The sequence below is a fragment of the Aeromonas popoffii genome (genome assembly GCF_037818705.1).
Lineage (GTDB): Bacteria > Pseudomonadota > Gammaproteobacteria > Enterobacterales > Aeromonadaceae > Aeromonas > Aeromonas popoffii.
Map to the genome: position 1 here is coordinate 129,184 of NZ_CP149129.1, position 24,171 is coordinate 153,354.

General features: G+C 60.1%; 25 protein-coding genes. 17 read left to right on the forward strand and 8 right to left on the reverse strand.

Annotated features, from left to right (window positions below):
* Positions 1-196 precede the first annotated feature (196 nt).
* The gene (locus tag WJM78_RS00630) at positions 197-739 is read right to left on the reverse strand and encodes a cupin domain-containing protein (RefSeq protein WP_042033953.1); all 543 of its coding nucleotides are present in this window, start codon (positions 737-739) and stop codon (positions 197-199) included.
* 185 nt (positions 740-924) lie between these two features.
* On the opposite strand from WJM78_RS00630, the gene WJM78_RS00635 reads away from it, so the two are divergent.
* The 6 genes from WJM78_RS00635 (at position 925) to WJM78_RS00660 (ending at position 7,523) form a co-directional block, all read left to right on the forward strand.
* Positions 925-2,256, forward strand: a complete 1,332-nt coding sequence (locus tag WJM78_RS00635) for an aspartate aminotransferase family protein (RefSeq protein WP_339012631.1) — start codon at positions 925-927, stop codon at positions 2,254-2,256.
* A gap of 110 nt (positions 2,257-2,366) precedes the next feature.
* A complete protein-coding gene (locus WJM78_RS00640; protein ID WP_339012634.1) occupies positions 2,367-3,863 on the forward strand; it encodes a CoA-acylating methylmalonate-semialdehyde dehydrogenase in 1,497 nt (498 codons plus the stop codon).
* Between the two features lie 83 nt (positions 3,864-3,946).
* Positions 3,947-4,702, forward strand: coding sequence for a glutamine amidotransferase-related protein (locus WJM78_RS00645; RefSeq protein ID WP_108537366.1), 756 nt, complete (start codon positions 3,947-3,949; stop codon positions 4,700-4,702).
* A complete protein-coding gene (gene ald / locus WJM78_RS00650; protein ID WP_212514037.1) occupies positions 4,699-5,814 on the forward strand; it encodes an alanine dehydrogenase in 1,116 nt (371 codons plus the stop codon). Before WJM78_RS00645 ends, ald begins: the two co-directional genes overlap by 4 nt.
* A 118-nt stretch (positions 5,815-5,932) precedes the next feature.
* Complete coding sequence (locus tag WJM78_RS00655) at positions 5,933-6,772, forward strand: PfkB family carbohydrate kinase (RefSeq protein ID WP_042033942.1); 840 nt, start codon at positions 5,933-5,935, stop codon at positions 6,770-6,772.
* Between the two features lie 298 nt (positions 6,773-7,070).
* Positions 7,071-7,523: an Rrf2 family transcriptional regulator gene (locus WJM78_RS00660; protein WP_042033941.1), complete on the forward strand. Its 453-nt coding sequence runs from the start codon at positions 7,071-7,073 to the stop codon at positions 7,521-7,523.
* Between the two features lie 78 nt (positions 7,524-7,601).
* Here WJM78_RS00660 and WJM78_RS00665 read toward each other — a convergent pair whose 3' ends face one another.
* Positions 7,602-8,114, reverse strand: a complete 513-nt coding sequence (locus WJM78_RS00665) for a ferredoxin-type protein NapF (protein ID WP_275929416.1) — start codon at positions 8,112-8,114, stop codon at positions 7,602-7,604.
* A 138-nt stretch (positions 8,115-8,252) separates the two neighbouring features.
* On the opposite strand from WJM78_RS00665, the gene WJM78_RS00670 reads away from it, so the two are divergent.
* Together WJM78_RS00670 and rmuC are read left to right on the forward strand one after the other, a co-directional pair.
* A complete protein-coding gene (locus tag WJM78_RS00670; protein WP_042033938.1) occupies positions 8,253-8,468 on the forward strand; it encodes a hypothetical protein in 216 nt (71 codons plus the stop codon).
* Complete coding sequence (gene rmuC / locus WJM78_RS00675) at positions 8,465-9,805, forward strand: DNA recombination protein RmuC (protein WP_339012641.1); 1,341 nt, start codon at positions 8,465-8,467, stop codon at positions 9,803-9,805. Before WJM78_RS00670 ends, rmuC begins: the two co-directional genes overlap by 4 nt.
* Positions 9,806-9,921: 116 nt before the next feature.
* On the opposite strand, the gene WJM78_RS00680 is transcribed toward rmuC, so the two are convergent.
* The 5 genes from WJM78_RS00680 to def all read right to left on the reverse strand — a co-directional run bounded on the left by WJM78_RS00680 (position 9,922) and on the right by def (position 15,802).
* A complete protein-coding gene (locus WJM78_RS00680; RefSeq protein ID WP_339012644.1) occupies positions 9,922-11,364 on the reverse strand; it encodes a TrkH family potassium uptake protein in 1,443 nt (480 codons plus the stop codon).
* 96 nt (positions 11,365-11,460) lie between these two features.
* Entirely contained in the window at positions 11,461-12,837 is a 1,377-nt protein-coding gene (gene trkA / locus WJM78_RS00685) for a Trk system potassium transporter TrkA (protein ID WP_042033934.1), read from the reverse strand.
* Positions 12,838-12,994: 157 nt separating this feature from the next.
* Entirely contained in the window at positions 12,995-14,287 is a 1,293-nt protein-coding gene (gene rsmB, locus WJM78_RS00690) for a 16S rRNA (cytosine(967)-C(5))-methyltransferase RsmB (protein ID WP_339012648.1), read from the reverse strand.
* Between the two features lie 45 nt (positions 14,288-14,332).
* On the reverse strand, positions 14,333-15,277 hold the full coding sequence (gene fmt, locus WJM78_RS00695; RefSeq protein WP_287145827.1) for a methionyl-tRNA formyltransferase: 945 nt from the start codon (positions 15,275-15,277) through the stop codon (positions 14,333-14,335).
* Positions 15,278-15,289: 12 nt separating this feature from the next.
* Positions 15,290-15,802 (reverse strand): peptide deformylase, encoded by a 513-nt coding sequence (gene def / locus WJM78_RS00700; protein WP_339012653.1) that lies wholly within the window; start codon positions 15,800-15,802, stop codon positions 15,290-15,292.
* A gap of 108 nt (positions 15,803-15,910) precedes the next feature.
* Between def and WJM78_RS00705 the strand changes: the two genes are divergently transcribed.
* The 9 genes from WJM78_RS00705 (at position 15,911) to WJM78_RS00745 (ending at position 22,635) form a co-directional block, all read left to right on the forward strand.
* Complete coding sequence (locus WJM78_RS00705) at positions 15,911-16,960, forward strand: LysM domain-containing protein (RefSeq protein ID WP_339012656.1); 1,050 nt, start codon at positions 15,911-15,913, stop codon at positions 16,958-16,960.
* 1 nt (position 16,961) lies between these two features.
* Entirely contained in the window at positions 16,962-18,077 is a 1,116-nt protein-coding gene (gene dprA / locus WJM78_RS00710; protein WP_339012658.1) for a DNA-processing protein DprA, read from the forward strand.
* Complete coding sequence (locus WJM78_RS00715; RefSeq protein WP_040070089.1) at positions 18,070-18,543, forward strand: DUF494 family protein; 474 nt, start codon at positions 18,070-18,072, stop codon at positions 18,541-18,543. Before dprA ends, WJM78_RS00715 begins: the two co-directional genes overlap by 8 nt.
* 55 nt (positions 18,544-18,598) lie before the next feature.
* Positions 18,599-19,156 (forward strand): DNA topoisomerase family protein, encoded by a 558-nt coding sequence (locus WJM78_RS00720; RefSeq protein ID WP_339012663.1) that lies wholly within the window; start codon positions 18,599-18,601, stop codon positions 19,154-19,156.
* A gap of 72 nt (positions 19,157-19,228) precedes the next feature.
* On the forward strand, positions 19,229-19,735 hold the full coding sequence (gene purE, locus WJM78_RS00725; RefSeq protein WP_065403696.1) for a 5-(carboxyamino)imidazole ribonucleotide mutase: 507 nt from the start codon (positions 19,229-19,231) through the stop codon (positions 19,733-19,735).
* A 138-nt stretch (positions 19,736-19,873) separates the two neighbouring features.
* Complete coding sequence (locus tag WJM78_RS00730; protein ID WP_339012668.1) at positions 19,874-20,434, forward strand: Sua5/YciO/YrdC/YwlC family protein; 561 nt, start codon at positions 19,874-19,876, stop codon at positions 20,432-20,434.
* A gap of 110 nt (positions 20,435-20,544) precedes the next feature.
* Positions 20,545-21,453: an oxygen-dependent coproporphyrinogen oxidase gene (gene hemF, locus WJM78_RS00735; RefSeq protein ID WP_339012671.1), complete on the forward strand. Its 909-nt coding sequence runs from the start codon at positions 20,545-20,547 to the stop codon at positions 21,451-21,453.
* Positions 21,454-21,556: 103 nt separating this feature from the next.
* The gene (gene aroE / locus WJM78_RS00740; protein WP_339012674.1) at positions 21,557-22,378 is read left to right on the forward strand and encodes a shikimate dehydrogenase; all 822 of its coding nucleotides are present in this window, start codon (positions 21,557-21,559) and stop codon (positions 22,376-22,378) included.
* Positions 22,375-22,635, forward strand: a complete 261-nt coding sequence (locus tag WJM78_RS00745; RefSeq protein ID WP_275929404.1) for a DUF1488 domain-containing protein — start codon at positions 22,375-22,377, stop codon at positions 22,633-22,635. The genes aroE and WJM78_RS00745 overlap by 4 nt, the downstream gene beginning before the upstream one ends.
* Positions 22,636-23,430: 795 nt before the next feature.
* Here the strand turns inward: WJM78_RS00745 and yihA are convergent.
* Positions 23,431-24,084, reverse strand: coding sequence for a ribosome biogenesis GTP-binding protein YihA/YsxC (yihA, locus tag WJM78_RS00750; protein WP_042033919.1), 654 nt, complete (start codon positions 24,082-24,084; stop codon positions 23,431-23,433).
* Positions 24,085-24,171 lie beyond the last annotated feature (87 nt).

The window sequence follows — 24,171 nt, forward strand, 5'->3', positions numbered from 1 at the left end:
TCCTTGAACCGGCAAAGAATTGGTCTTTGCGTATCAATATGCTAAACATCTTGCCGCTTGTAAATCCATTCTGTAACAATTCATTAAACACTCATCCCTTTCTCCCCGGCAATGACGGCCATCCTTGTCACTCGCCATGAGCGAGAAACCGGCCGGGGCAAGGTACAGCGATCGGCGTGAACGCCGTTGAATGGCCTTAGAAACTGGCCGGGGTGTTGGCGGAGATCAGCTCGCACTCCTGCTCGCCCACATTGCGAAAACGGTGCGGGGTGCGGCTGTCGAAGTAGTAGCCATCACCCGCCGCCAGCTGGTGGATCTGCTCGCCGACGGTGATCTCGACCGTGCCGCGGATGACGATGCCGCACTCTTCTCCCTCATGGCTCAGCATGTCGTCACCCGTGTCGGCACCCGGCGGCAGTATCTCCTGCATCATGCCGATGGCACGGTTGGCGCGGCTGTGGCCAATCAGCCGGTAGCTGATGGGATGGGTGCCGAGATCCGGCATGTCGCTGGCGCGGAAGATCACCTCGGTGCCCATCTCGGTCTCCTCGGTGAAGAAGCTGGCGAGCGACATGGGGATACCTTCCAGCACCTTGCGCAGTGAGGATACCGAGGGGCTCACCTGATTTTTCTCGATCTGGGAGATAAAACCGTTGGTCACACCGGAGCGTTTGGCCAGCTCGCGCTGGGAGAGGGCCGCCTTGGTGCGAACCGCCTTGAGGCGGTGACCTATATCCATCAATAGACACTCCTTGACTGTTTACTATTATTAAAATTGTGTTAAATATCTTATACCACCCTGCTCATGCATCAGCCAAGGGTGGCACCGAATGGGGCTATTATGAGCCCCTTTTTAGGAATTTAGGTGTTTAATTTAATAGGCGTTAGCCGATAGTTACTAAACACCTTAAGGATGAGGTGACCATGAAACCGATCAGCGACATCAATACGCCCTCCGATATGTCCGCCTTCTGGATGCCGTTTACCGCCAACCAGCAATTCAAGGCGGCGCCGCGCATCCTGAAGTCGGCAGAGGGGATGTATTATCACTCAGAGGATGGCCGCAAGATACTGGATGGCACAGCCGGGCTCTGGTGTTGCAACGCGGGCCATGGTCGCCGCGAGATTGCCGAGGCGGTCTCCCAGCAGATTTCTCACCTCGACTTTGCCCCCACATTCCAGATGGGGCATCCCCTGCCGTTCGAGCTGGCCAACCGGCTGGTGGAGATAGCCCCCCAGGGGCTGGGCCATGTCTTCTATACCAACTCGGGCTCGGAAGCCGTGGACACGGCGCTCAAAATCGCGCTGGCCTGGCAGCGGGCGCGGGGTCAGGGTACCCGCACCCGGCTGATTGGCCGCGAGCGCGGCTATCACGGGGTCGGCTTCGGCGGCATCTCGGTGGGAGGGATTCCCGGTAACCGCAAGTGGTTCGGCTCCCTGCTGACCGGGGTGGATCATCTGCCTCATACCCTCAATATCGCCAAAAACGCCTTCACCAAGGGGCTGCCTGAAGAGGATGTGGCGCTGGCCGACGAGCTGGAAAGGATCGTCTTCCTGCACGATGCCAGTAACATAGCGGCTGTTATCGTCGAACCCATCGCCGGCAGTACCGGTGTCATCATGCCACCCAAGGGCTACCTCAAGCGACTGCGGGAGATCTGTACCAAACACGGCATCCTGCTGATCTTCGACGAGGTGATCACCGGCTTTGGCCGCCTCGGCTCCCCTTTCGCCGCTCAGGAGTTCGATGTCTTGCCCGACATGATCACCTGTGCCAAGGGGCTCACCAACGGCGCCATCCCCATGGGGGCCGTGCTGGTGAGCAATGGTATCTATGACGACATGATGGCCGCCGGCAAGGGCGCCATCGAACTGTTCCACGGCTACACCTACTCGGGTCACCCGGTGGCCGCCGCCGCCGCGCTGGCGACCCTCGAGATCTATCGCAACGAGAATCTGCTCACCCGCGCCGCCGATCTGGCGGGCTACTGGGAGGAGGCGGCCCATTCCCTCAAGGGCTGCAAGCATGTGAAGGATGTGCGCAACTACGGACTGGTGGCGGGCATAGAGCTCGAATCCCTGCCGGATGCACCGGGCAAGCGTGCCTACGAGGTGTTCGTACGCTGCTTCGAGAAGGGGGCGCTTGTCCGCGTCACCGGCGACATCATCGCCCTGTCGCCGCCCCTCATCATGGAGCGCCGCCAGATCGACGATCTCTTCACCCTGCTGCAGGACGTGTTGCAGACGCAGGCGTAACCCACTTTCACCTTGCACTGCATGGCGCCCCGGATGTGGGCGCCATCTCCCTGTGCCCGGCTCGCGTGAGACGGCGCAGGTAGAGACGGATGAGCCATCACGGAGGATTTATGACATATCGGGTCAGCAACTTTATCAACGGCGAGACGACGGAGAGTCGCAGCGAGCGCTTCGGCGCCATCTTCAACCCGGCCACCGGCCAGCAGCAGGGTCAGGTGGTGCTCAGTACCGCCGCCGAATGCGACGAGGCCATTGCCATCGCCGAGCGTGCCTTCGCTGACTGGTCGCAGACCCCGCCGCTGGTGCGGGCCCGGGTGCTGTTCCGCTTCAAGGAGCTGATGGAGCAGCACAGGGATGATCTGGCCCGGCTCATCAGCCGCGAGCACGGCAAGGTCTTCTCCGATGCCCAGGGCGAGCTGACTCGTGGTCTTGAGGTGGTGGAGTTTGCCTGTGGCATTCCCCACCTGCTCAAGGGGGAGCACTCTCTCAACGTGGGCCGGGGGGTCGACAGCTACTCCATGATGCAGCCGGTGGGGGTGTGCGCCGGCATCACGCCGTTCAACTTCCCGGCCATGGTGCCGCTCTGGATGTTCCCGGTGGCCATCGCCTGTGGCAACACCTTCATGCTCAAGCCTTCCGAGAAGGATCCCTCCCTCTCCCTGCGCATGGCCGAGCTGCTCAAGCAGGCCGGTCTGCCGGACGGCGTGCTCAACGTGGTGAACGGTGACAAGGAGGTGGTGGACGTGCTGCTGACCGACTCACGGGTCGGCGCCGTCTCCTTTGTCGGCTCTACCCCCATCGCCCAGTACATCTACGCCACCGCCTCGGCCCACGGCAAGCGGGTGCAGGCGCTGGGCGGCGCCAAGAACCACATGCTGGTGATGCCGGATGCGGATCTCGACCAGGCGGTCTCAGCCCTGATGGGGGCGGCCTATGGCGCTGCCGGTGAGCGCTGCATGGCGATCTCGGTGGCCGTGGTGGTGGGGGATGAGACAGCCGATGCGCTGGTGGCAAAACTTTCGCCACTGGTGGAAAAACTGCGAGTCGGCCCGGGGCTGGGTCAGACCCCGGAAAACGAGATGGGGCCCCTCATCAGTCGCGAGCATCTGGCCAAGGTGCGCGATTATGTGGATCAGGGGGTGGCCGAGGGGGCTCTGTTGCGGGTCGATGGTCGCGGCGTGAGTCATGGGGAAGGCTACTTTATCGGCGGCAGTTTGTTTGACGAGGTGACCCCCGACATGCGCATCTACCGGGAGGAGATCTTCGGTCCCGTGCTTGCCATAGTGCGGGCCCCGGATTACGAGACGGCGCTCAAGCTCATCAACGAACACGAGTACGGTAACGGCACCGCCATCTTTACTTGCGACGGTGATACGGCGCGGGACTTCACCGCCAGGGTTCAGGTCGGTATGGTAGGGGTGAACGTCCCTATTCCCGTGCCCATGGCGTTTCACAGCTTCGGTGGCTGGAAGCGGTCCATCTTCGGGCCGCTCAATATGCATGGGCCTGATGGGGTGCGCTTCTACACCCGGATGAAGACGGTGACGGCGCGCTGGCCACAGAGCCTGCGTGCTGGCGCGGAGTTCTCCATGCCGACCATGAAGTGACGCGCAGGCACGCTGACATGGCCTAACCTATTGCCCCCGCAGGCCATCGGTCTGCGGGGGTAACCTCTGTAAAGGAGTGACAGATGCGACTGGGAATTCTCGATTGTGACCGGCTGGATCCCGATTTGGCGGGTGATTTTGGCCCCGTTTACTCCGAGATGTTTATCAGGGGTTTTCGGGCTCTGGCCCCCGAGCTGGAGTTTCGGGTCTGGTCGGCGCTCGATGGTGAGCTGCCGGACGACCTGCACGAGTGTGATGCCTGGCTCATCACGGGCTCGCGCCACGATGCTTACAGCGATATCCCCTGGATCCAGGCGCTGCGGGCGTGGATCCGCCAGGCGCACGATGCCGACGTCAAGCTGGCCGGGGTCTGCTTCGGCCATCAGGTGATCGCCCAGGCGCTGGGTGGCGAAGTGGTGAAGTCTACCAAGGGGTGGGGGCTGGGGGTGTCAGTGCATCCCATGCTGGCGAGCGGAGCCTGGATGCAGCCCGGGCTGGATACGATCCGGATCCTGGCCAGCCACCAGGATCAGGTCGAGCAGCTGCCACCGGGCGCGATCCGGCTGGCGGGCAACGATTTTTGCCCCAACTTCATGTTCTTGCAGGGGGATCATATCGTCGCCATTCAGGGGCATCCGGAGTTTTCGGTGGAGTACAACCGGGCGTTGATCGAGCGGCGGCGGGACTTCCTGTCCGATGACCGCTATCAGCGCAGCCTCTCCTCGCTGGAGGGGGAGGTGGACTCGGCTACCATGATGCAGTGGCTGTTGCAATTTTTGGGCATACTGCCCGGTGGCGAAGGAGCGGCCGGCGGGATCACAGCAGGAGAGCGAGCATGATTATTGGCGTACCCAAGGAAATCAAAAACCATGAATACCGGGTCGGCATGACTCCCGCCGGAGTGCAGGAGCTGGCGGCCCGGGGACACAAGGTCCTGGTACAACAGCAGGGCGGTGAGGCGATCGGATTGTCTGATGCCGAGTACCAGGCGGCCGGGGCCGAGCTGGTGGCCAGCGCGGCGGAGATCTTCGCCCGGGCCGAGATGATAGTGAAGGTGAAGGAGCCCCAGCCCGAGGAGTGCGAACTGCTGCGCCCGGATCAGCTGCTGTTCACCTATCTGCACCTGGCGCCGGATCCGGTGCAGACCCAACTGCTGGTGCATTCGGGGGTGGTGGCCATCGCCTACGAGACGGTGACCGACGAGCGCGGCGGCTTGCCGCTGCTGGCACCCATGTCCGAGGTGGCGGGGAGGATGGCGATCCAGGCCGGGGCCCACAGCCTGGAGAAGGCGCAAGGGGGCAATGGCACCCTGCTCGGTGGCGTACCCGCAGTGGCGCCCGCCAAGGTAGTGGTGCTGGGCGGCGGGGTAGTCGGTGTCAACTCGGCGCGCATGGGGCTGGGGTTGGGGGCCGATGTCACTATCCTGGATCGTTCCCTGCCGCGGCTACGGGAGCTGGACAGTCTGTATGGCCCGGCCCTCAAGACCCTCTACTCCACCCGTACCAATATCGAGGCCTGCATCGCCCAGGCGGATCTGGTGATCGGCGCCGTGCTGATCCCGGGGGCGGCGGCGCCCAGGCTGCTGACCCGCGACATGCTCAAGCTGATGCGCAAGGGTTCTGTGCTGGTGGATGTGGCTATCGATCAGGGCGGCTGTTTCGAGACGTCCCACCCGACCACCCACGAGGAGCCCACCTATGTGGTGGACGGCATCATCCACTACTGTGTGGCCAACATGCCGGGTGGCGTGGCGCGTACCTCCACCTTCGCCCTGACCAATGCCACTTTGCCGTTCGTGCTGGCACTGGCCGACAAGGGCTATGTCCAGGCGCTCAGGGATGACAAGCACCTGCGGGCCGGTCTCAACGTGTTCAAAGGCAAGGTCACCCAGGCCGCGGTGGCCCAGGCGCTCGGCTACGAGTACGTCAGCGCCGAGTCCGTACTGGGCTGACACAGCGGCGTAAAGCCGGCCGGCAAACGTCGAGCGGGCTCACAAACCCCGCGATTTCAGGGAGGGCCGTCAGGGCCCTTTCTCATATACTGGGGTCCCTTGTCAGTGAGGTCTCTCCATGTCCCGTATTCTGCTGCTCGCCAATCTCAACTGTGATCATGTGCTCTCCCTCTCCGAACCTCTGGTGGCCGGAGCCCGGCTGCAATACGTGGATCAGGGCCGCCGGTTGGGCGGCGGCGCCGCCAACACCGGCATAGGGCTGGTGTGGGCGGGCCACGAGGTGACCATAGCCTCCCGCATCGGACTGGATGAGGCGGGCGACTGGCTGCTGGAGCAGGCGGCGGGTTACGGGTTGGACTGCTCTCATGTGGAGCGTTTCGGTGGCGAAACAGGCGAGCTGCTGATCCTGGTGGACGCCACCGGCGAGCGCACCATCCTCAGGCGGCCGCGTCGCCCCGATCTGCCCGGCGACTTGCCGGTGGAGGGGGTGGACTGCCTCTACGTGAACTATCCCGGCACCGCCATCATCGGCTACATGCGCCAGATGATCGGCAAGAGCTTCGTGGTGGCCCAGTATCCCAAGGGGGGTCAGGCGCGCCGCCCCTGCCATGTGCTGGTCGCTTCCCGCTCCGATCTCGGCGAGGTGGGCGACCCCTGGCAGCACGCCAGGCAGCTGGCGGGAGATCAGCTGGAGTGGCTGGTGCTGACCGAAGGCAAGGCGGGGGCCGTGGCCATTCACGGCGAGGAGCAGATCCGGGTGGCGGCGCGGCCGGTGTCCGTGGTCGATACCACGGGGGCGGGGGATGCGTTCGCCGGTGGCCTCATTCATGGTCTTGCCCGTGGCATGGCGATCCAGGATGCTTTGCAGTGTGCGGTGGATTGGGGGGCTTTTGCGGTCGCCTCCGAGAGTTCGATTCCCTCCAGTGCCTTGAAAAACTGGCTCAGGCAGCCCCACTGAATCCTGAAGCAAGGTGTCGTATGGAGTGGTCCGATCCCCTCGGGTGTTGAGGGAGGACAGGCGAATTTAGCCGCCAAAAATGCCCCAAACCTTGGACTAAGCCTGCAAGTTTGCGATCAATCAAAGAAAGTGTTGATTTATGTGCATCTTCATCGACACCCGCCTGAGCTGCTCTTAACCTTGTCACTCCACGACTCAGATTAAGATGCGTGCTCCGTGCCAGCGCAAGCGCGGCCCCGCCTCTTAGCTTTAGGTTGTCGTCCTGATTTCTGGCTTGTAGTAAGAGGCAAGTGCGACCATGCAACTGACACGATTTACCGACTATGCCCTGCGTACCCTGACTTTTTTGGCGGTTCAGCCGGGAGATCGCCTGTCGACCATCACAGAGGTGGCCGATACCTTTGCCATCTCCCGCAACCACGTGGTCAAGATAGTGCATCAGCTCGGCATCAAGGGCTACATAGAGACGGTACGTGGCAAGCATGGCGGCATCCGCCTCGGTCGCTCTGCCGTCTCCATCAACTTGCGCGATGTGGTGATGGACATGGAGCACGTGCTCTGCCCGGTTGATTGCAAGCGCGAGAACTGCCGCCTCTCCGGTGGCTGCCGCATTCAGGGCATTCTACGGCGCGCCATGAACGCTTTCCTCGAGGTGCTGGGGGAATATACCCTGGCCGATGCGGTGCGGGATCCGACCCGTCTCTGCCACTTGCTCGGTATCGAACAGGATTCCACTCTGGTCATGGCATAAACGCCGTGCCGGACTGACAAAGGGGCCTTGGTGCCCCTTTGTGCTTTCTGGCGTTTGAGACCTGGGTGGCGGATCGGGTCAGAGCTGGGGGATCAGGGTGATGGCACCATGGAAGCAGGCGAGACCGCAGGCACCGCAGCCATCGCACGCCGCCATGTTGACGCTGACGCCGTCGGCGGTGGCCTTGATCGCCAGCTGGGGGCAGGCATCTTCGCACAGCAGGCAGTAAAAGCCCTGTTTGGCCTGACAGCTCGCCTCTATCTGCACCCGGGTCTGCACTTGGCGTCCCCACTGCAGGTCGAGGGCTCCGGTCGGACAGGCTCTGGCGCAGCTGCCACAGTAGCTGCACTGGCCGCAGGCGAGATCCAGCACAGGGGTGCCGGCGATGGCAGTGCCCTCGTATTCGGATTGGCTTGCCGGTTTGAGCAGGCGGTTGGGACAGGCTTTGAAGCATTCACCGCAGCGGGTGCAGAGGGAGAGGTACTGGGACTCTTCGATGGCCCAGGGCGGGCGTGCCTCGTGACAAACCACGTCCGGTTTGCGGGAGCCCCCCAATGCGTGCATCAGCCATCGACAGAAAAAATGAGTCATGCCCACCCCTTATACCCATTAGGGGTTAATTTTATCCAAGTTTTCGCTGGCAAGCCAGAGAATAGCGCGGGGCAGGATCGCAAGCCGGGTTGCCCTTGTGTAAGCTAGGCGAGTCTTTTTGCGGGATTGAATGAACTCATGTGGTTATTTCTGTGGCGTGCGTCTCTGTTGTATATCTTCCCCCTGTTGATGTGGGCCTACTGCCGCATCAAGGATATCGGGTTCGCCGAGCTCGACACCGGGGTTAACAGTCACAAGTGGGTGGTACTGGCTGCCTACCTCCTCTATGTGCTGATCTGGCTATTGCTCAACCGTTACCTCGAGCTCTTCCTGCGTCAGCGGGGCCGTAAATGATCGACCTGGCGAGCTGGGTGCCGGCACTGCTGGTCGCCCTGATCGCCCTCGGGGTTGGCTGGCTGGCGGGGCGACGTGCCGCCAGCGCACAGGCGCAGGCGTTGTTGCTGAGCCAGGAACGTCACCAGGTGTTGCAGGATCGCTTCGACGAGCTGCAGGACGAGCGGATGCAGGGCCAGCAGAAGCTGGATCAGCAGCAGACCCTCCTCATCAAGCTCACCGCCCGCCTCAAGGATGCGGAAGCGACCCTGCGCAGCGAGCGGCTGGCAGCCGCCGAGAAGCTGCAACTGCAACAGGAGGCGGAACAGCGCCTCAGCCAGCAGTTCGAGAACCTTGCCAACCGGATCTTCGAACAAAACTCCGGTAACTTCCGTGAACTGAACCAGAACAGTCTCGATCTGCTGCTCACCCCGCTCAAAGAGCAGTTGGAGGGGTTTCGCCGTCAGGTGGGGGAGACCCACGCCCAGGAGACGGCCCAGCGCCACAGTCTCAAGTTCGAGCTGGAGCGCCTCGCCGAGCTCAATGCCCGCATGACCGAAGAGGCAGCGGCGCTGACCCGCGCTCTCAAGGGCGACAGCAAGCAGCAGGGCAACTGGGGTGAAGTGGTGCTGGCGCGGATCCTCAGCGAATGCGGCCTGCGCGAAGGCCACGAGTACCACACCCAGGTCAATATCGAGGTGGAGAAGGGCAAGCGCTATCAGCCTGACGTGATAGTCCACTTGCCGCAGGAAAAAGACATCATCATCGACGCCAAGGTGTCGCTGACCGCCTACGAGCGCTGGTACAACGCCGACGACGTGCTGGAGAAGGCAGTGGCGCTGAAAGAGCACGTTGCCTCGGTGCGCAACCATATCCGCGAGCTGGGCCGTAAGGATTACCAGCAACTGCCGGGGGTACGCACCCTCGACTATGTGCTGATGTTTGTGGCGGTGGAGCCGGCCTTCCTCACCGCGGTGGAGGCCGATCCCTCCCTGGTACGCTACGGCCTCGACAACAACATACTACTGGTGAGCCCCACCAACCTGATGGTGGCGCTGCGCACCATCGAAAACCTGTGGCGCTACGAGCGGCAGAACCAGAATGCTCGCCAGATTGCCGAGCGGGCCGGGCGCCTCTACGAAAAGCTGCGGCTGTTTGTCGAGGAGATGCAGCAGATGGGGGGTAGCCTGCACAAGGCGCAGGAGAGCTACGACAAGGCGATGGGACGGCTGGTCAACGGCCGTGGCAACCTGATCGCCCAGGCCGAGCGCTTTCGCGAGCTGGGGGTCGAGGTGACCAAGACGCTGCCCGAGCCGTTGGTCAACCGCGCACTGGAGCGGGAAGAGTCTGCCGAGTGAGGCAGAGGGTCCCGCACAGCATGAGATGAAGAAGGGCAGCCATTGGCTGCCCTTCTTGCATTTCCTCACCCGATCTGGAGTCTGGCCGGGCAGTGTCGCCGCCTTGATTGGCGGCGCTACTGCTTCCAGAAGGAGGGGAAGAAGATCACGGCCACAGTCAGGATCTCGAGCCGCCCCAGCAGCATGCCGAACGACAGTATCCACTTGGCCGAGTCCGGCAGGGTGGCAAAGTTTCCACTGGGACCTATGATGGGGCCCATGCCCGGGCCTACGTTGGCCACCGCCGTGATGGAGCCTGAGATGGCCGTCAGGGGATCCAGCCCGATGGCGGCGAGCAGGGCGGCGATAAGCAGTATGACGGCGAAGTAAGCCAGCACGAACGAGATCATGGAGCGGATGATGGCGTCGTTGACCTGGCGACCGTTGTACTTCTGCGGGAAGACGGCGGAGGGGTGCATCAACTGGCGCATCTGCTTCTTGAACAGGGCGAACGCCACCTGTACCCGGAATACCTTGAGGCCGCCGGCGGTGGAGCCGGAACAGGCGCCCAGTGCCAGCAAGATGATAAAGATGATGCTGGTGAGCGGCCCCCAGGTGCCAAAATCTCCGAGGCCATACCCAGTGGTGGTGAGCACAGAGACGATATTGAAGCTGCTGACGCGCAGGGCATTCATAAAGCCGTAAATGTCTCTGATCCACAGGTAGAGGGTGACCACGATCGTGACCCATACCACCAGCCAGAAGAAACCCTGAACCTGGGCATCCTTGAGCAGGCTGGTGTCACGGTGACTCAGGCTCTGCACATAGAGCAGGAAGGGCAGGCCGCCGAGGAACATGAAGAGGGTGCCGATCCAGTGTGCCGAGTTGGAGAAGTGCGACATGGATTGATCCGAGGTGGAATAGCCCCCGGTACTGAGAGTGGTCATGGTGTGGTTGACCGCCTCGAACAGCGTCATGCCGCTTACCCAGTAGGCGAGGAAGCAGCACATGGAGAGCACCAGATAGACCACCACTATGTTGTTGGCCACCGTCTTGGCGCGCGGTGCGCTCTTGTCCGACCAATCCGAGCTCTCGGTCTGGAACAGCTTCATGCCGCCCACGTTGAGGTAGGGCAGCACAGCCACCGCCATCACGATGAAGCCCACGCCCCCCAGCCACTGCAGTATTGATCGCCACAGCAAGATGCTGTGGGCCATGTCGTCGAGCCCTGACAGTACGGTGGAACCCGTGGTGGTGACGCCGGACATGGTCTCGAAGTAAGCGTCGGTGAAGTCGATGTGGTTGAAGAAGAAGAAGGGCAGAGCCCCGAAGATGCAGGCGACCACCCAGACAGAGGTGGTGAGCAGGAACATCTCGCGCACGCCGAGGTGAAACTCCGCCTTGCGACCGTGGTGCAGGCAGAGCAGGGCGGCACCGTGGGTGATCAGCACGGATTTGAGGAACTCGACGAAGCCCTCGGAGCCGGTGAGCAGCGCCAGCAGGGTGGGCAGCCACATGAACAGGGCCAACTTGGAGAGCACCAGCCCTAGGGTGAAGATGATGGGACGCAGCTTGATCATGCAGAATAACCTGATCGTTGATTGACAAAAGACCCGGACAATCCGTTTGGGAGGCTGTGCCGGGTCAGGTTTGCGTTGCCTGGGGGCATGGGCAGGTTACAGGAAGAAAGGACTTGGCTGAAACAGCCGTTCCACTTCCGGGATGTACTTCTTGTCCACCAGAAACATCACCACATGGTCATCCTGTTGGATCTGGGTGCGATCGTGGGCGATCAGCACCTCATCACCGCGCACTATGGCGCCTATGGTGGTGCCGGGCGGCAGCTTGAGCTCACCCACCGTCTTGCCCACCACCTTAGAGGTGTTTTCGTCACCGTGGGCGATGGCCTCGATGGCTTCGGCTGCACCGCGGCGCAGGCTGTAGACGTTGGCGATGTCGGCCCGGCGCACGTGGGTCAGCAGGGCCGAGATGGTGGCCTGCTGCGGCGAAATGGCGATGTCGATGGATCCACCCTGCACCAGATCCACGTAGGCGCTGCGCTGGATCAGCACCATAGTCTTCTTGGCGCCCATCTTCTTGGCGAGCAGGGCTGACATGATGTTGGCCTCATCCTCGTTGGTCACGGCGATGAAGACGTCGATCTGATCGATGTGCTCCTCGGCCAGCAGTTCTTGATCCGCCGCATCGCCGCAGAAGACGATGGTGTTTTCCAGCAGCTCCGACAGCTGTTCTGCCCGCTTCTGATTACGCTCGATCAGCTTGACGCTGTAGCGCTTCTCCAGCTGGTGCGCGAGGCCGGCGCCTATGTTGCCACCGCCGACGATCATGATGCGGCGATAGGGGCTCTCGAGCCGCTGCAGTTCTGACATCACAGCCCGGATATGGCCAGCGGCGGCGACGAAGAAGACCTCGTCATCCGCCTCTATGATGGTGGTGCCTTGCGGACGTATGGAGCGGTTCTGGCGGAAGATGGCGGCTACCCGGGTCTCTATGTTCGGCATGTGATCCCGCAGGGTGGAGAGGGCATTGCCCACCAGAGGGCCGCCGTAGTAGGCCTTGACCGCCACCAGACCCACCTTGCCACCGGCAAAGTCCACCACCTGAAGCGCACCCGGATACTCGATCAACCGGCGAACATAGTCGGTCACCAGCTGCTCGGGGGCGATCAGGTGATCCACCGGCACCGATTCCGGCAGGAACAGGCGATCCCGTTCCACCAGATAGGCCGGCGATCGAATGCGCGCTACCTTGTTCGGGGTGTTGAACAGGGAGTAGGCAACCTGGCAGGCGATCATGTTGGTCTCGTCACTGTTGGTGACCGCGACCAGCATGTCTGCATCCTGGGCACCCGCTTCGCGCAGCACCTTGGGGTGGGCGCCGTGACCGTTCACCACCCGCAGGTCGAACTTGTCCTGCAGCTCCCGCAGACGGTCGCTGTCGGTATCGACGATGGTGATGTCATTGTTCTCGCCGGCCAGGTTCTCGGCCAGGGTGCCACCGACCTGGCCGGCACCCAGAATGATGATCTTCATAGGAACCCCTCAGGGAACGAGGATGTGTTGCAACGGCTGCCAGTATGGTCAGGGTCAGTCATCAACATGATGATTTTCATAGGGAGAGCGTGCTCGATATTGCGCAGTAATGGGTGCCGTCAACCGGCACCCGTCATCTTCATGGCCACTGCCCTGCTTACCGTTTGAGCAGCTTGGCATAGTAGAAGCCATCCATTTCGGCTTCGCCCGGCAGGAACTGGCGGCCCGGACATGCCGGGGTGTCCTGTTCGTGCAGCGGCACCAGGGTGGCATCCGGGGTGGCTGCCAGGAAGGCACGGATCTGTTCGCGGTTCTCTTCCGGCAGCACTGAGCAAGTGGCGTAAAGCAGAGTACCGCCGCTTTTCAGTTTCGACCAGAGGGCGATCAGAATACGGCGTTGCAGCTCGGCCAGCTCACGGATGTCCTGATCCCGGCGCAGCCACTTGATGTCGGGATGGCGTCGTATGACGCCGGTTGCAGAGCAGGGGGCATCCAGCAGGATGCGATCGAACTGACCCTTTGGCCACCAGAGTTCCGGGGTGCTGGCATCACCGTGGATCACCTCGGCCTTGAGGCCGATGCGATCCAGGTTTTCCTGCACCCGCTTGAGGCGGTGCTCGTCGGCATCGACGGCCACCACGCCAGCCAGGGCGGGTTGACGTTCAAGCAGGTGAGCTGTCTTGCCACCGGGGGCGGCGCAGGCATCCAGCACCCACTCGCCCGGTTGCGGGTCGAGCAGTCGGGCGGCCTGTTGCGCCGCGCCATCCTGTACCGAGCAGTCACCTGCCTCGAAGCCGGGCAGCTTGGTTACGTCGCAAGGGCGTTCCAGCAGGATGCAATCTTCACCTTCCTCACCGGCCACCGCATTGATGCCCACTTCGGCCATGCGGGCCAGCATCTGCTCGCGGCTCTGGCGCTGGCTGTTGTTGCGGATCCACATGGGCGGGCGCTGGTTGTTGGCCTCCATGATGAATTCCCAATCTTCGGGATAGGCCTGGCGCAGGCGCTTGGTGAGCCACTCGGGGTGGCCTAGGCGAATGCTGGGGACGCGGTCGATGCGTAGCAGAATGACTTCGGCGCTGCGCTGGAAGTTGCGCAGCACACCATTGATGAGGCCGCGCAAGGAGGTACCCTTGAGCAGCTTGACGGCGTTGACTGTTTCGGCCACGGCGGCGTGTGCCGGAATGCGGGTGTAGATGAGCTGATAGAGACCGACCAGGATCAGATAGTGGAAGATGCGGCTCTTGTTCTTGAGCGGCTTGTCCATCATCTCGTTGACCGCTGCATCGAGGCGGGGCAGCCAGCGCAGGGTGCCGTAGCAGAGTTCTTGCAGGAGGGCGCGATCGCGGGGCGCAACCTTCTCCTGGGCAGCAGGCAGAACAGCGGAGAGAGATTGACCCTGATCCAGCACCTGTTGAATAACGAGAGCGGCCTGTGCACGTGTTTTCATAATGTTACCTTAGATGCGCAAGTCGGGGCCTGGGCCCCGCTTGGTTCAATTCAATTGCGTGCCGGGTTCAAACCAGTCGCGGCGAGAGTTGAGCAGATCCGAGACGGACATGGCCTTCTTGCCGGGTGGTTGCAGGGTCAGCAGGCGCAGCACGCCCTTGCCGGTGGCAATGTCGATCCCCTGCTTGTCGGCCTTGAGCAGGGTGCCTGCGGGTTGGCCATGGTTGCTATCCACTACTTCGGCTTGCCACACCTTGATGGTTTGGCCGGCGACCTCGAACCAGCTAATGGGCCAGGGATTGAAGGCGCGGATGCAGCGCTCGATGGCAACGGCCTCCATCGACCAGTCAATGCGGGCCTCTTCCTTGGAGAGCTTCTGGGCATAGTTGGCCAGAGAATCGTCCTGCTGCTCGGCCGCCGTGTCACCGGTCGCCATTGCATTCAGGGTATCGACCAGCGCCTGCGGGCCCAGCCCGGCCAGCTTGTCGTACAGGCTGGTAGAGGTTTCGTCGGCGGCGATAGGGCAGCTCACCTTGCGGATCATGGCGCCGGTATCCAGCCCCACATCCATCTGCATGATGGTGACGCCGGTCTCGGCATCGCCCGCCCAGATGGCGCGCTGGATCGGTGCCGCGCCGCGCCAGCGCGGCAGCAGGGAGCCGTGCACGTTGATGCAACCGAGACGGGGAGTATCGAGCACCACCTTGGGCAGGATCAGACCATAGGCCACTACCACCATGAGATCGGCACCAAGAGCTGCCAGTTCGGCCTGCGCCTCTTCATTGCGCAGCGAGGCGGGTTGGTAAACCGGCAGATTGTGGGTCAGGGCCAGCTCTTTGACCGGGCTGGCAGTGAGCTTCTGACCACGGCCGGCCGGTTTGTCAGGCTGGGTATAAACGGCAACGACCTCGTGGTCGGAAGACAACAACGCCGCCAGATGACGGGCGGCGAAGTCGGGAGTACCGGCAAAAATCAGTTTCAGCTTATTCAATGGGGCAGATCCTCAGAGGATTTTGCGATCTTCACGGGCCATCTTTTCCAGCTTCTGGCGAATGCGCTGGCGCTTGAGCGGGGACAAGTAGTCCACAAACAGCTTGCCGACCAGATGATCCATCTCATGCTGTATGCAGATAGCGAGCAGATCGTCTGTCGCCAGCTCGAACGGCTTGCCGTTGCGATCCAGCGCGCGGATTTTGACCTGTTCGGCGCGTGGTACCAGAGCGCGGTGCTCGGGCACGGAGAGGCAACCCTCTTCGATGCCGGTGCTGCCGGATTGCTCGAGGATCTCGGGGTTGATCAATACCAGAGGATCTTCACGGTTTTCAGAGACATCGATCACTATGATGCGCTGATGAATGTCGACCTGAGTGGCGGCAAGGCCTATGCCTTCCTCCGCGTACATGGTTTCGAACATATCATCTACAATCTGTTGTAACTCGGGTGTAAAGGTCTCGACAGGGGCTGCTACAGTGCGCAGACGTTCATCGGGAAAACGCAATACATCTAGAATGGCCATAGTTTTTTCTTTAGTTTCGTATAAATGCAGTCAATATTGGCGTAATTCTAGTCATTTACGCCGACAAAAAACAGCAACACTTTGCGCGCAGAAGTAACAGGGAGTGTTATGTATCTGAAGCAAACCATCCTCGCCTGCCTGCTGGCCACTCTGAGCCAGAGTGCCTTGGCCGATCAGTTGAAATTGCAAGTGGGTTATCCCGAGCGTCATACCGTTCAAAAAGGCGACACCCTCTTGGATATTGCTGGCCAGTATCTGGCAGAGACCGGGCTCTTGCACCGCCTGTGGAACGTCAATCCCCAGATTGCCAATCCGCACTGGAGCTACCCCCTGCTCGGCAAGGCGACAGAGGGGGGCAAGCAGGTAGTCCACCTCTCGCCCAAGAGCCGCGTCGAGAATAAGGCCAATCCGGTCCCGATGCTGCCGCTCAGCGAAATAGGTCCCTTCCTGCAAACCGACCACATTCTGGCCGACAACCAGCAAGCGAAACAGCTGCCCTATGTGCTCGGCAACAACGAGGCCCATATCGGTATGCTGGAGGGCGACACCCTCTATGTGCAGGGATCGCTGACGCCAGGTCAGGACTACGGCATCTATCATCCCGGTGTCGTTTATAAGGACAAGCAAACCGGTGAGCTGCTGGGGCAGGAGGCGGTCTTTGTCGGCACGGCCAGAGCCGAGGAGCGGCTGCCGAATGATCGCACCCGGGTTACCCTCAGTCACAATCAGCGAGAGGTGTATCAGGGAGACAAGGTGATACCTTTGCCGCCACAGGAAACTCTCTCTGCCGTGTTCACCCCGAAGGCGGCACCCGTGATTTCACCGGGTTACATAGTCGATCTGCCGAGCAAGGCCCGTGGTGGTGGCAAGTTTGATGTCGTGCTCATCAACAAAGGGCTGCGGGATCAGCTTGCCCCCGGCGATGTGCTGGAGGTCCGGCGTCCTGGCGCCACGCTGGTGGGCAAGAACGGCAAGGTGTCATACAAGGAGTACTCTTCCGTCTACAACAAGGCCTTCTACTCGACCGGCAAGCAACCCTTGCCTTCGGAAGCTGTGGCCCGAGTCATGTTGTTCAAGGTGTATGACAAGTTGAGCTACGGTCTCATCATGCAGAGCCAGGACATGGTCAGCTCCGGCTATCAGGTCAGTAACTTCTAACGTGCCACCTCCACTCGAGCGGGTCTCGCTGTGGTTGACGCTGGATGCCGTCACCGGTATCGGCCCAGTCACTGCCGCCCGCCTGCTTGCTCACTTTGGTGGCGATATTGCAGCCCTGTTTGAGAGTGATGATGGCCATTTACGGGTGCTTGGCCTGCACTCGGCCCAGATCCGGCAGCTCAGATGGCCACTACCTTCGGTTGATCAGGGGCTACGTTGGGCCACCGAGCCTGGCAACCACCTGATCTGCCCCGATGACCCCGCCTATCCTGACTTGTTGAAAGAGATCCCTGCCGCCCCCTTGCTGCTCTACTGTCGTGGCAATCTTGCCGCCTTGTCTGTTCCACAGCTGGCGATGGTCGGTACGCGTCACCCCACCTATGCCGGCAAGGATAATGCCGCCCGCCTGTGTGCGGAACTGGTGGCGTGCGGTCTGGCGATCACCTCGGGACTCGCGCTCGGTATCGATGGTGTCTGTCATCAGCAGGCCCTGGCGACCGGAGGTGTTACACTCGCCGTACTGGGTTCCGGTCTCGACTGCCTCTACCCCAAGCGTCATCAGGGGCTGGCTGGCCAGATCCTGGCGAACGCGGGTGTGCTCATCTCCGAGCTGGCGCCGGACAAGGGGCCGCTGGCCGAACATTTCCCTCGTCGCAATCGCATCATCAGCGGACTGGCGCGAGGGACGCTAGTGGTGGAGGCGGCCGAACAGAGTGGCTCACTCATCACGGCCCGTTACGCGCTGGAGCAGGGGCGCGAGGTATTTGCCGTTCCCGGTGCGCCGCAGAATGTGCAGGCGCTGGGCTGCAACAAATTAATCCAGCAGGGGGCCAAACTTGTGTTGAGCGCGGCCGATATAGTGGAAGAGTTTCCCGGATTGGTCAGCCTGGCACGGAAACCGGCTGAATTGCCTGAGCAACGGCATAATAGCGAATTGCCTTATGCCGATTTGTTGGATAACGTAGATTATGAGACCACGAGCGTGGATACCGTCGCCGAACGGGCCCAGCTTCCTGTCGAGGTGGTATTGGGCAGGTTGGTAGAGCTGGAGCTTTCCGGCGCAGTGATGGCGGTAGCCGGTGGATACGTCAGAGCGAGGAGGGCGAATCATGTTTGATGTATTGATGTACCTTTTCGAGACCTACATCCACAGCGATGCAGATGTGATGGTCGAGCAGGATGAGCTCACCGACGAGTTGAGCCGAGCCGGTTTCGATAAAGAAGAAATCGACAAGGCGCTCGACTGGCTGGAGCGACTGGCCAACCTGCACGATAGCGAGCGGGAGGTGTACGTCACCGCCAGCGCGCAAGGCTCGATGCGTATCTATGCCCCGCAAGAGCTGACTCGCCTCAGCACCGAATGCCGTGGCTTCCTGCTCTTCCTGGAACAGGCTCAGGTACTGAATGCCGAAACCCGCGAGATCTGCATCGAGCGCCTGCTCGAGCTGGACAAGCCGGATATCGAGCTGGATGACTTGAAGTGGGTCGTCATGATGGTGCTGTTCAACGTACCGGGCAGTGAAAATGCCTACCAGCAGATGGAAGAGCTGGTGTTTGATGAGTCAGACGGCGTCATTCACTGACAGTCCGGTGCCGCGCTGGTAGAATTCAGGCCATCTGGATTTCAAGGCGCGGCCCATGTCAAAAATCGATCATCATCTCTTTTCTGTCCACGAGCAGGCATTTGAGCGAGAGCCGTGCCCGCAGTGTGGTGCCGAGTTGCTGATCCGACAGGGCAAGCATGGTCCCTTCCTGGGCTGCGCTGCCTATCCTGCCTGTGACTATATCCGTTCCCTGACGCCATCCGGCCGCGACATCGAGAAAGTGCTTGAGGGCTCGGCCTGCCCGGATTGCGGCCAGCCGCTGGCGATCAAAAAGGGGCGTTATGGCCTGTTTGTGGGGTGCACCCAGTACCCGGCCTGCCAGCACATCGAATCCTTGCAGGAATGCGACAATACCCAGATCCTCTGTCCTGATTGTGGCAAGGGTCATCTGGTGAGTCGCACGTCACGCTACGGCAAGCAGTTTTACTCCTGCGATGGGTATCCACATTGTAAATATGTGGTGAACGACAAGCCTATCCCTATGTCTTGTCCCGAATGTGGCTGGGGCATCATGGTGGAGAAGAAAGTAAGGGGAAATCTGAGGTGGATCTGCCCGCAAAAGAAATGCGGCCATCAAAGTGAGCAGGTATAATCCCGCCGCCGTAACCAGATTGAAACGTTTTCGGCGAACTTCAACCCCATTTGGAGTAAGGAAATTCCCACCATGAATAAACCCTTTGTTGCCGTATTGATGGGCTCTGATTCTGATTTTCCCGTGATGCAATCTACCCTTGAGATCCTCAAGTCGTTTGATATCACAGTGGAAGTCAAGGTTACCTCTGCGCACCGTACCCCGGCTGCGACTCATCAGTATGTGACCGATGCCGAAGCCCGTGGCTGCAAGGTCTTTATCTGTGCTGCCGGTCTGGCGGCTCACTTGGCCGGTGCTGTTGCCGGTATCACCACCCGTCCCGTGATTGGGGTGCCCATTGATGGAGGCCCGCTCAAGGGATTGGATGCGCTGCTCTCTACCGTGCAGATGCCGGGTGGCGTGCCAGTGGCAACCGTAGCAATCGGCAAGGCCGGTGCCAAGAACGCGGGCTATCTGGCGGCTCAGATGCTGGCGGTCGGAAATGATGAACTGGCGGCCAAGGTACGTGCTGAACGCCAGAAGAATGCCGAAGAGGTGATGGCCAAGGATGCCGCCCTGCAGGCTCAACTGCTCAAATAAGTAATGAGGCGGCAGCCAGCCTGACCGGTCGTATTTTTCTGCGTTCCAGGGAAAATGCATCTGAACCGGCGGTTGTTGCTCCGCAGGCCCAACTTACAATCAGTGATGAGGCGGCAGCTTGGCTGCCGCATTTTTTCTATGCCCAATGAATTTGAACAAGCGCTTGCCGCTCTCCACAGTGAAGGGGTGATCGCCTATGCCACCGAGGCCGTGTTTGGCCTGGGTTGTGATCCCGATTCCGAATTGGCGGTGCAGCGTCTGCTGGCTATCAAGCAGCGTCCCGTGGAGAAGGGCTTGATCCTGATTGCTGCCGATCTGGCGCAGCTGCAAGAATATATCAATGTGAGCCAGCTCAGCGCCGAGCAGCAGGCCAGGGTAGAGGCCAGCTGGCCCGGCCCCTTTACCTGGATCATGCCTGCTCGTGCCACGACGCCAATCTGGCTGACAGGCCAGTTCGACACCTTGGCCGTGCGAGTGACGGCTCATCCTCAGGTGCAGGCCCTGTGCCGCGCCTTCGGCAAGCCACTGGTCTCTACCAGCGCCAACCTGACCGGCGAGGAGCCTGCTCGTCGGCTGGCTGATATCGGTGAGGCGCTGGCAAGCCAGCTGAGCTATATCCTGCCCGGAGAGGTGGGGGGCCAGGCCAATCCTTCCGAGATCAAGGACGCCCGAACCGGTGCGATTATTCGTCCCTCCTGAGCGGGAGGTCAGATCCTTTTTCGCCGCAATGCGCATGGGCGTTGAGCCCTGGGTGTGATATCACAATAAAATGGACAGGGCGTTCAAGATCCTGCCTGACTGGAGACAAGATGAGCAAACCGGACGTGGCCCAGGTCAAGGCCTTCCTGTTGCAGTTGCAGGACGAGATCTGCCGTGGCCTGGAGCAGGCCGATGGTACCGGGCACTTTGTGGAAGATGCCTGGTGTCGTGAGGGCGGCGGTGGTGGTCGTACCCGCGTGTTGCGCCATGGCTCCGTGATCGAACAGGGGGGCGTCAATTTTTCCCATGTCTATGGCGATGCCATGCCTGCATCGGCTACGGCCCATAGGCCCGAGCTGGCGGGTCGCAAGTTCGAAGCCATGGGGGTGTCGCTGGTGATCCATCCGCATAATCCTTATGTGCCGACCAGCCATGCCAACGTCCGTTTCTTCATTGCCGAGAAGGAAGGCGAAGATCCCATCTGGTGGTTCGGCGGTGGTTTCGATTTGACGCCCTTCTACCCATTTGCCGAGGATGTGCAGCACTGGCACCGGGTATCGCACGACCTCTGCCAACCCTTTGGCGAGCAGGTCTACCCCGAGTTCAAATCCTGGTGCGATCGCTACTTCTTCCTCAAGCATCGCAACGAGACACGCGGCGTGGGTGGCCTCTTCTTCGATGACCTGAATCGCTGGCCGTTTGCGGATTGTTTTGCCTTCATGCAGGCGGTCGGCAAGGGCTATCTCGATGCCTACCTGCCGATTGTCGAGCGGCGCAAGGCGCTGGCCTATGGCGAGCGGGAGCGGGAGTTCCAGCTCTATCGTCGCGGTCGTTATGTGGAGTTCAATCTGGTGTATGACCGGGGCACCCTGTTCGGGCTGCAGACCGGTGGACGTACCGAGTCGATCCTGATGTCGATGCCACCGCTGGCACGCTGGGAGTATGACTGGCAGCCGGAGGCGGGCAGCCCGGAGGCTTTGCTCTACACCGATTACCTCACGCCGCGGGAGTGGCTGTGACCCGAGGGGCCATGACGGCCCCTTTTTATTGGCCGATATTCGGCTTGTTCCTGAGTGCGAAAACCCGTTAAATCGGAATATTGCCCTCTGATGGAACTCTTTGATGGATCGTTATCTGGTTTTTGGCCACCCGGTGCGCCACAGCAAATCCCCCTTTATTCACACCCTGTTTGCCAGGCAGACCCAGCAAGAGTTGGAATATGGTCTGGCCGAGCCCGCCGTCGACGAGTTTGCCGATAGCCTGCGTAGCTTCTTTGCTCAGGGTGGCAAGGGTTGCAATGTCACAGTGCCATTCAAGGAGCAGGCGTTTGCGCTGGTTGACCGCTTGAGCCCGAGGGCCAAGCGGGCGGGGGCCGTCAATACCATCAAGCTGACCGATGATGGCGTGTTGCTGGGCGACAATACAGATGGTGCCGGTCTGGTGGCTGATCTTAAGGCCCACGGCGTGATCCTGACGGGCTGCCGGATCCTGCTGCTAGGCGCAGGAGGGGCGGCTCGTGGTGCGCTGGCACCGCTGCTGGCCGAGCTGCCGAGCGAATTGGTGATAGCCAACCGCACCCACGCCAAGGCGGAGCAACTGGCGGCCGAGTTTCACGATCTGGGGGGGGTCATGGCCCAGCGCTATGAGCTGCTGGAGGGGGTATTTGACCTCATCATCAATTCCACTTCTGCCAGCCTTCAAGGAGAGCTACCACCCCTCGCCCCCGCGCTGATCCACGCCGATATTGCCATCTACGACATGATGTATGGTACCTCGGATACCCCCTTCATCGGCTGGGCTAGACAGCAGGGGGCTTGCCAGGTCATGGATGGGCTGGGCATGCTGGTCGAGCAGGCGGCTGAGGCCTTTACCGTGTGGCGCGGCATCCGGCCAGGGACTAAACAGGTATTGAGAGAACTCAAACGAAATCTGGGGACCCTATGAACCAAGGCATACTGTTTCCCGAACTGGCGGACTGGCAACCGCACGAACAGCGGATCCATTTTCCGGCCCAGCAGAGAGGGGCTCTGGTCGATTGCTACATCAGTCGCCGGCGTCTGGAAAAGATGACTGGCCTCTCCCTCGTCAGGGAGGAGGGCATACTACGCGCCTTCGAGAGTGTGCGCTTCGACATTGAAGACTTGGCTGAGAAACTCATTGAAGAACAAGAGTTTGCAGAAGATGGGGCCATCTATCTCTAAGTTTTTTAGAGTTTTTTCTCAAAGCAGCGGAACTTGTGTGGAATACCGCTGACTAACTAGATAGTTGAGGAAGTGCTAGCTAGTCACCTTTATAACGCCCCGGTATTCGTACTGGGGATTTTTTTATCTATATGAAAAACAGAGTGTTTTTTGTAATTTATTTTACGTGAAACTAAATTACATAAATTACTTTCACTTTCTGCTGCTTTGCTATACAGTTAGCAACGTAGGGTACAGAGGTTAGATGTTCTATCTTTCAGACCTTTTATTTCACGTAATTGAATGTGGCTGAATAGCGACCCCGATGAGTATTCGTCGGGGTGTTTTTTTACGTGTGACAATTAGAGTAAAAGCTTTAAGCTTGCCACGTGTTTGTTAGAATGAAGGGGATTCTTGAGGAAAACCAGTTGCCTTTTGTTCTCAAGATTTAGCCTCTTCCCCATTTTTGAGCTGATTGTTGCAGGCCGATACCGCACCAGTGGTGCCGGTCTCATTTTTATCCCCCCTCTCCCTACCATCATGTAATAAAATTTCATTTCTGTACTTATTGAGTGATGTGCCTTCTGCTCCATGGCAGAAATATGAAAACGTTGCCATGAGGATGACAAGTTGATTTCTAATGGAAATTAACTTGTCACAAAACTGTTAAAAAGGGCTTTTATCAAATTTCTTGTGGGAGTGCATAGGCGGGTATTGAGGGTTGGCGGGACGTCATCCAACTGAAAGTTTTTCAATCAGCGGAGGGTCAACTCCGCCAATTGCAAGGAGGGAAGAGCAGAATGATGAAGGAATGCATTATTCCTCTATCTGCTCTTGTTCATCACCTTCGGCGATCTCGTCTGCCCCGGCCAGATACCAGCCAGACAGGGTCTGGGCCAGTTTTTCCACCCCGATATTGTTGAGGGAGGAGAAGGCTTCTACCTGTATCTGCGGGCCCAGGTCGGCAATGGCCTGACGAACCTTGATGACCTGATTGTTGCGGGGACCCGGGCTTAGCTTGTCCGCTTTGGTCAGCAGCAGCATAACCGGCAGTTCACGGTGGGAGCTCCACTCCAGCATGTTCATGTCGGTATCTTTGAGCGGGTGACGTATGTCCATCAGGATCACCAGGCCTTTCAATGACTCACGACGCTGCAGGTATTCTGCCAGTGACTTTTGCCACTTTAGCTTCATTTCCAGCGGTACTTGTGCATAACCATAGCCCGGCAGATCGACCAGACGCTTGCCCGGTTCCAGTTCAAACAGGTTGATCAGCTGGGTGCGGCCCGGGGTCTTACTGGTGCGAGCCAGGTTCTTGTGCTTGGTTAAGGTGTTCAATGCAGATGACTTACCGGCATTGGAACGGCCGGCAAACGCAATCTCGACACCCCCATCATTTGGCAGGTGACGGATGTCGGGTGCGCTGGTCACAAAATGCACCTTATTGAAATTTAGAGTTTGTGTATCCAACGTAAATTCCCCATAGAGATAGAGGGTTATAGAGTTACTTTTTTGTGAAATCGTGTAAAATGGCGCCGCTTAAACGCGTTTATTTTA

Coding starts and splice junctions, on each gene's coding strand:
- WJM78_RS00630 (WP_042033953.1), bottom strand. CDS start 739: ATGGATATAGGTCACCGCCTCAAGGCGGTTCGCACCAAGGCGGCCCTC.
- WJM78_RS00635 (WP_339012631.1), top strand. CDS start 925: ATGAAACCGATCAGCGACATCAATACGCCCTCCGATATGTCCGCCTTC.
- WJM78_RS00640 (WP_339012634.1), top strand. CDS start 2,367: ATGACATATCGGGTCAGCAACTTTATCAACGGCGAGACGACGGAGAGT.
- WJM78_RS00645 (WP_108537366.1), top strand. CDS start 3,947: ATGCGACTGGGAATTCTCGATTGTGACCGGCTGGATCCCGATTTGGCG.
- ald (WP_212514037.1), top strand. CDS start 4,699: ATGATTATTGGCGTACCCAAGGAAATCAAAAACCATGAATACCGGGTC.
- WJM78_RS00655 (WP_042033942.1), top strand. CDS start 5,933: ATGTCCCGTATTCTGCTGCTCGCCAATCTCAACTGTGATCATGTGCTC.
- WJM78_RS00660 (WP_042033941.1), top strand. CDS start 7,071: ATGCAACTGACACGATTTACCGACTATGCCCTGCGTACCCTGACTTTT.
- WJM78_RS00665 (WP_275929416.1), bottom strand. CDS start 8,114: ATGACTCATTTTTTCTGTCGATGGCTGATGCACGCATTGGGGGGCTCC.
- WJM78_RS00670 (WP_042033938.1), top strand. CDS start 8,253: ATGTGGTTATTTCTGTGGCGTGCGTCTCTGTTGTATATCTTCCCCCTG.
- rmuC (WP_339012641.1), top strand. CDS start 8,465: ATGATCGACCTGGCGAGCTGGGTGCCGGCACTGCTGGTCGCCCTGATC.
- WJM78_RS00680 (WP_339012644.1), bottom strand. CDS start 11,364: ATGATCAAGCTGCGTCCCATCATCTTCACCCTAGGGCTGGTGCTCTCC.
- trkA (WP_042033934.1), bottom strand. CDS start 12,837: ATGAAGATCATCATTCTGGGTGCCGGCCAGGTCGGTGGCACCCTGGCC.
- rsmB (WP_339012648.1), bottom strand. CDS start 14,287: ATGAAAACACGTGCACAGGCCGCTCTCGTTATTCAACAGGTGCTGGAT.
- def (WP_339012653.1), bottom strand. CDS start 15,802: ATGGCCATTCTAGATGTATTGCGTTTTCCCGATGAACGTCTGCGCACT.
- WJM78_RS00705 (WP_339012656.1), top strand. CDS start 15,911: ATGTATCTGAAGCAAACCATCCTCGCCTGCCTGCTGGCCACTCTGAGC.
- WJM78_RS00715 (WP_040070089.1), top strand. CDS start 18,070: ATGTTTGATGTATTGATGTACCTTTTCGAGACCTACATCCACAGCGAT.
- WJM78_RS00720 (WP_339012663.1), top strand. CDS start 18,599: ATGTCAAAAATCGATCATCATCTCTTTTCTGTCCACGAGCAGGCATTT.
- purE (WP_065403696.1), top strand. CDS start 19,229: ATGAATAAACCCTTTGTTGCCGTATTGATGGGCTCTGATTCTGATTTT.
- WJM78_RS00730 (WP_339012668.1), top strand. CDS start 19,874: ATGCCCAATGAATTTGAACAAGCGCTTGCCGCTCTCCACAGTGAAGGG.
- hemF (WP_339012671.1), top strand. CDS start 20,545: ATGAGCAAACCGGACGTGGCCCAGGTCAAGGCCTTCCTGTTGCAGTTG.
- aroE (WP_339012674.1), top strand. CDS start 21,557: ATGGATCGTTATCTGGTTTTTGGCCACCCGGTGCGCCACAGCAAATCC.
- WJM78_RS00745 (WP_275929404.1), top strand. CDS start 22,375: ATGAACCAAGGCATACTGTTTCCCGAACTGGCGGACTGGCAACCGCAC.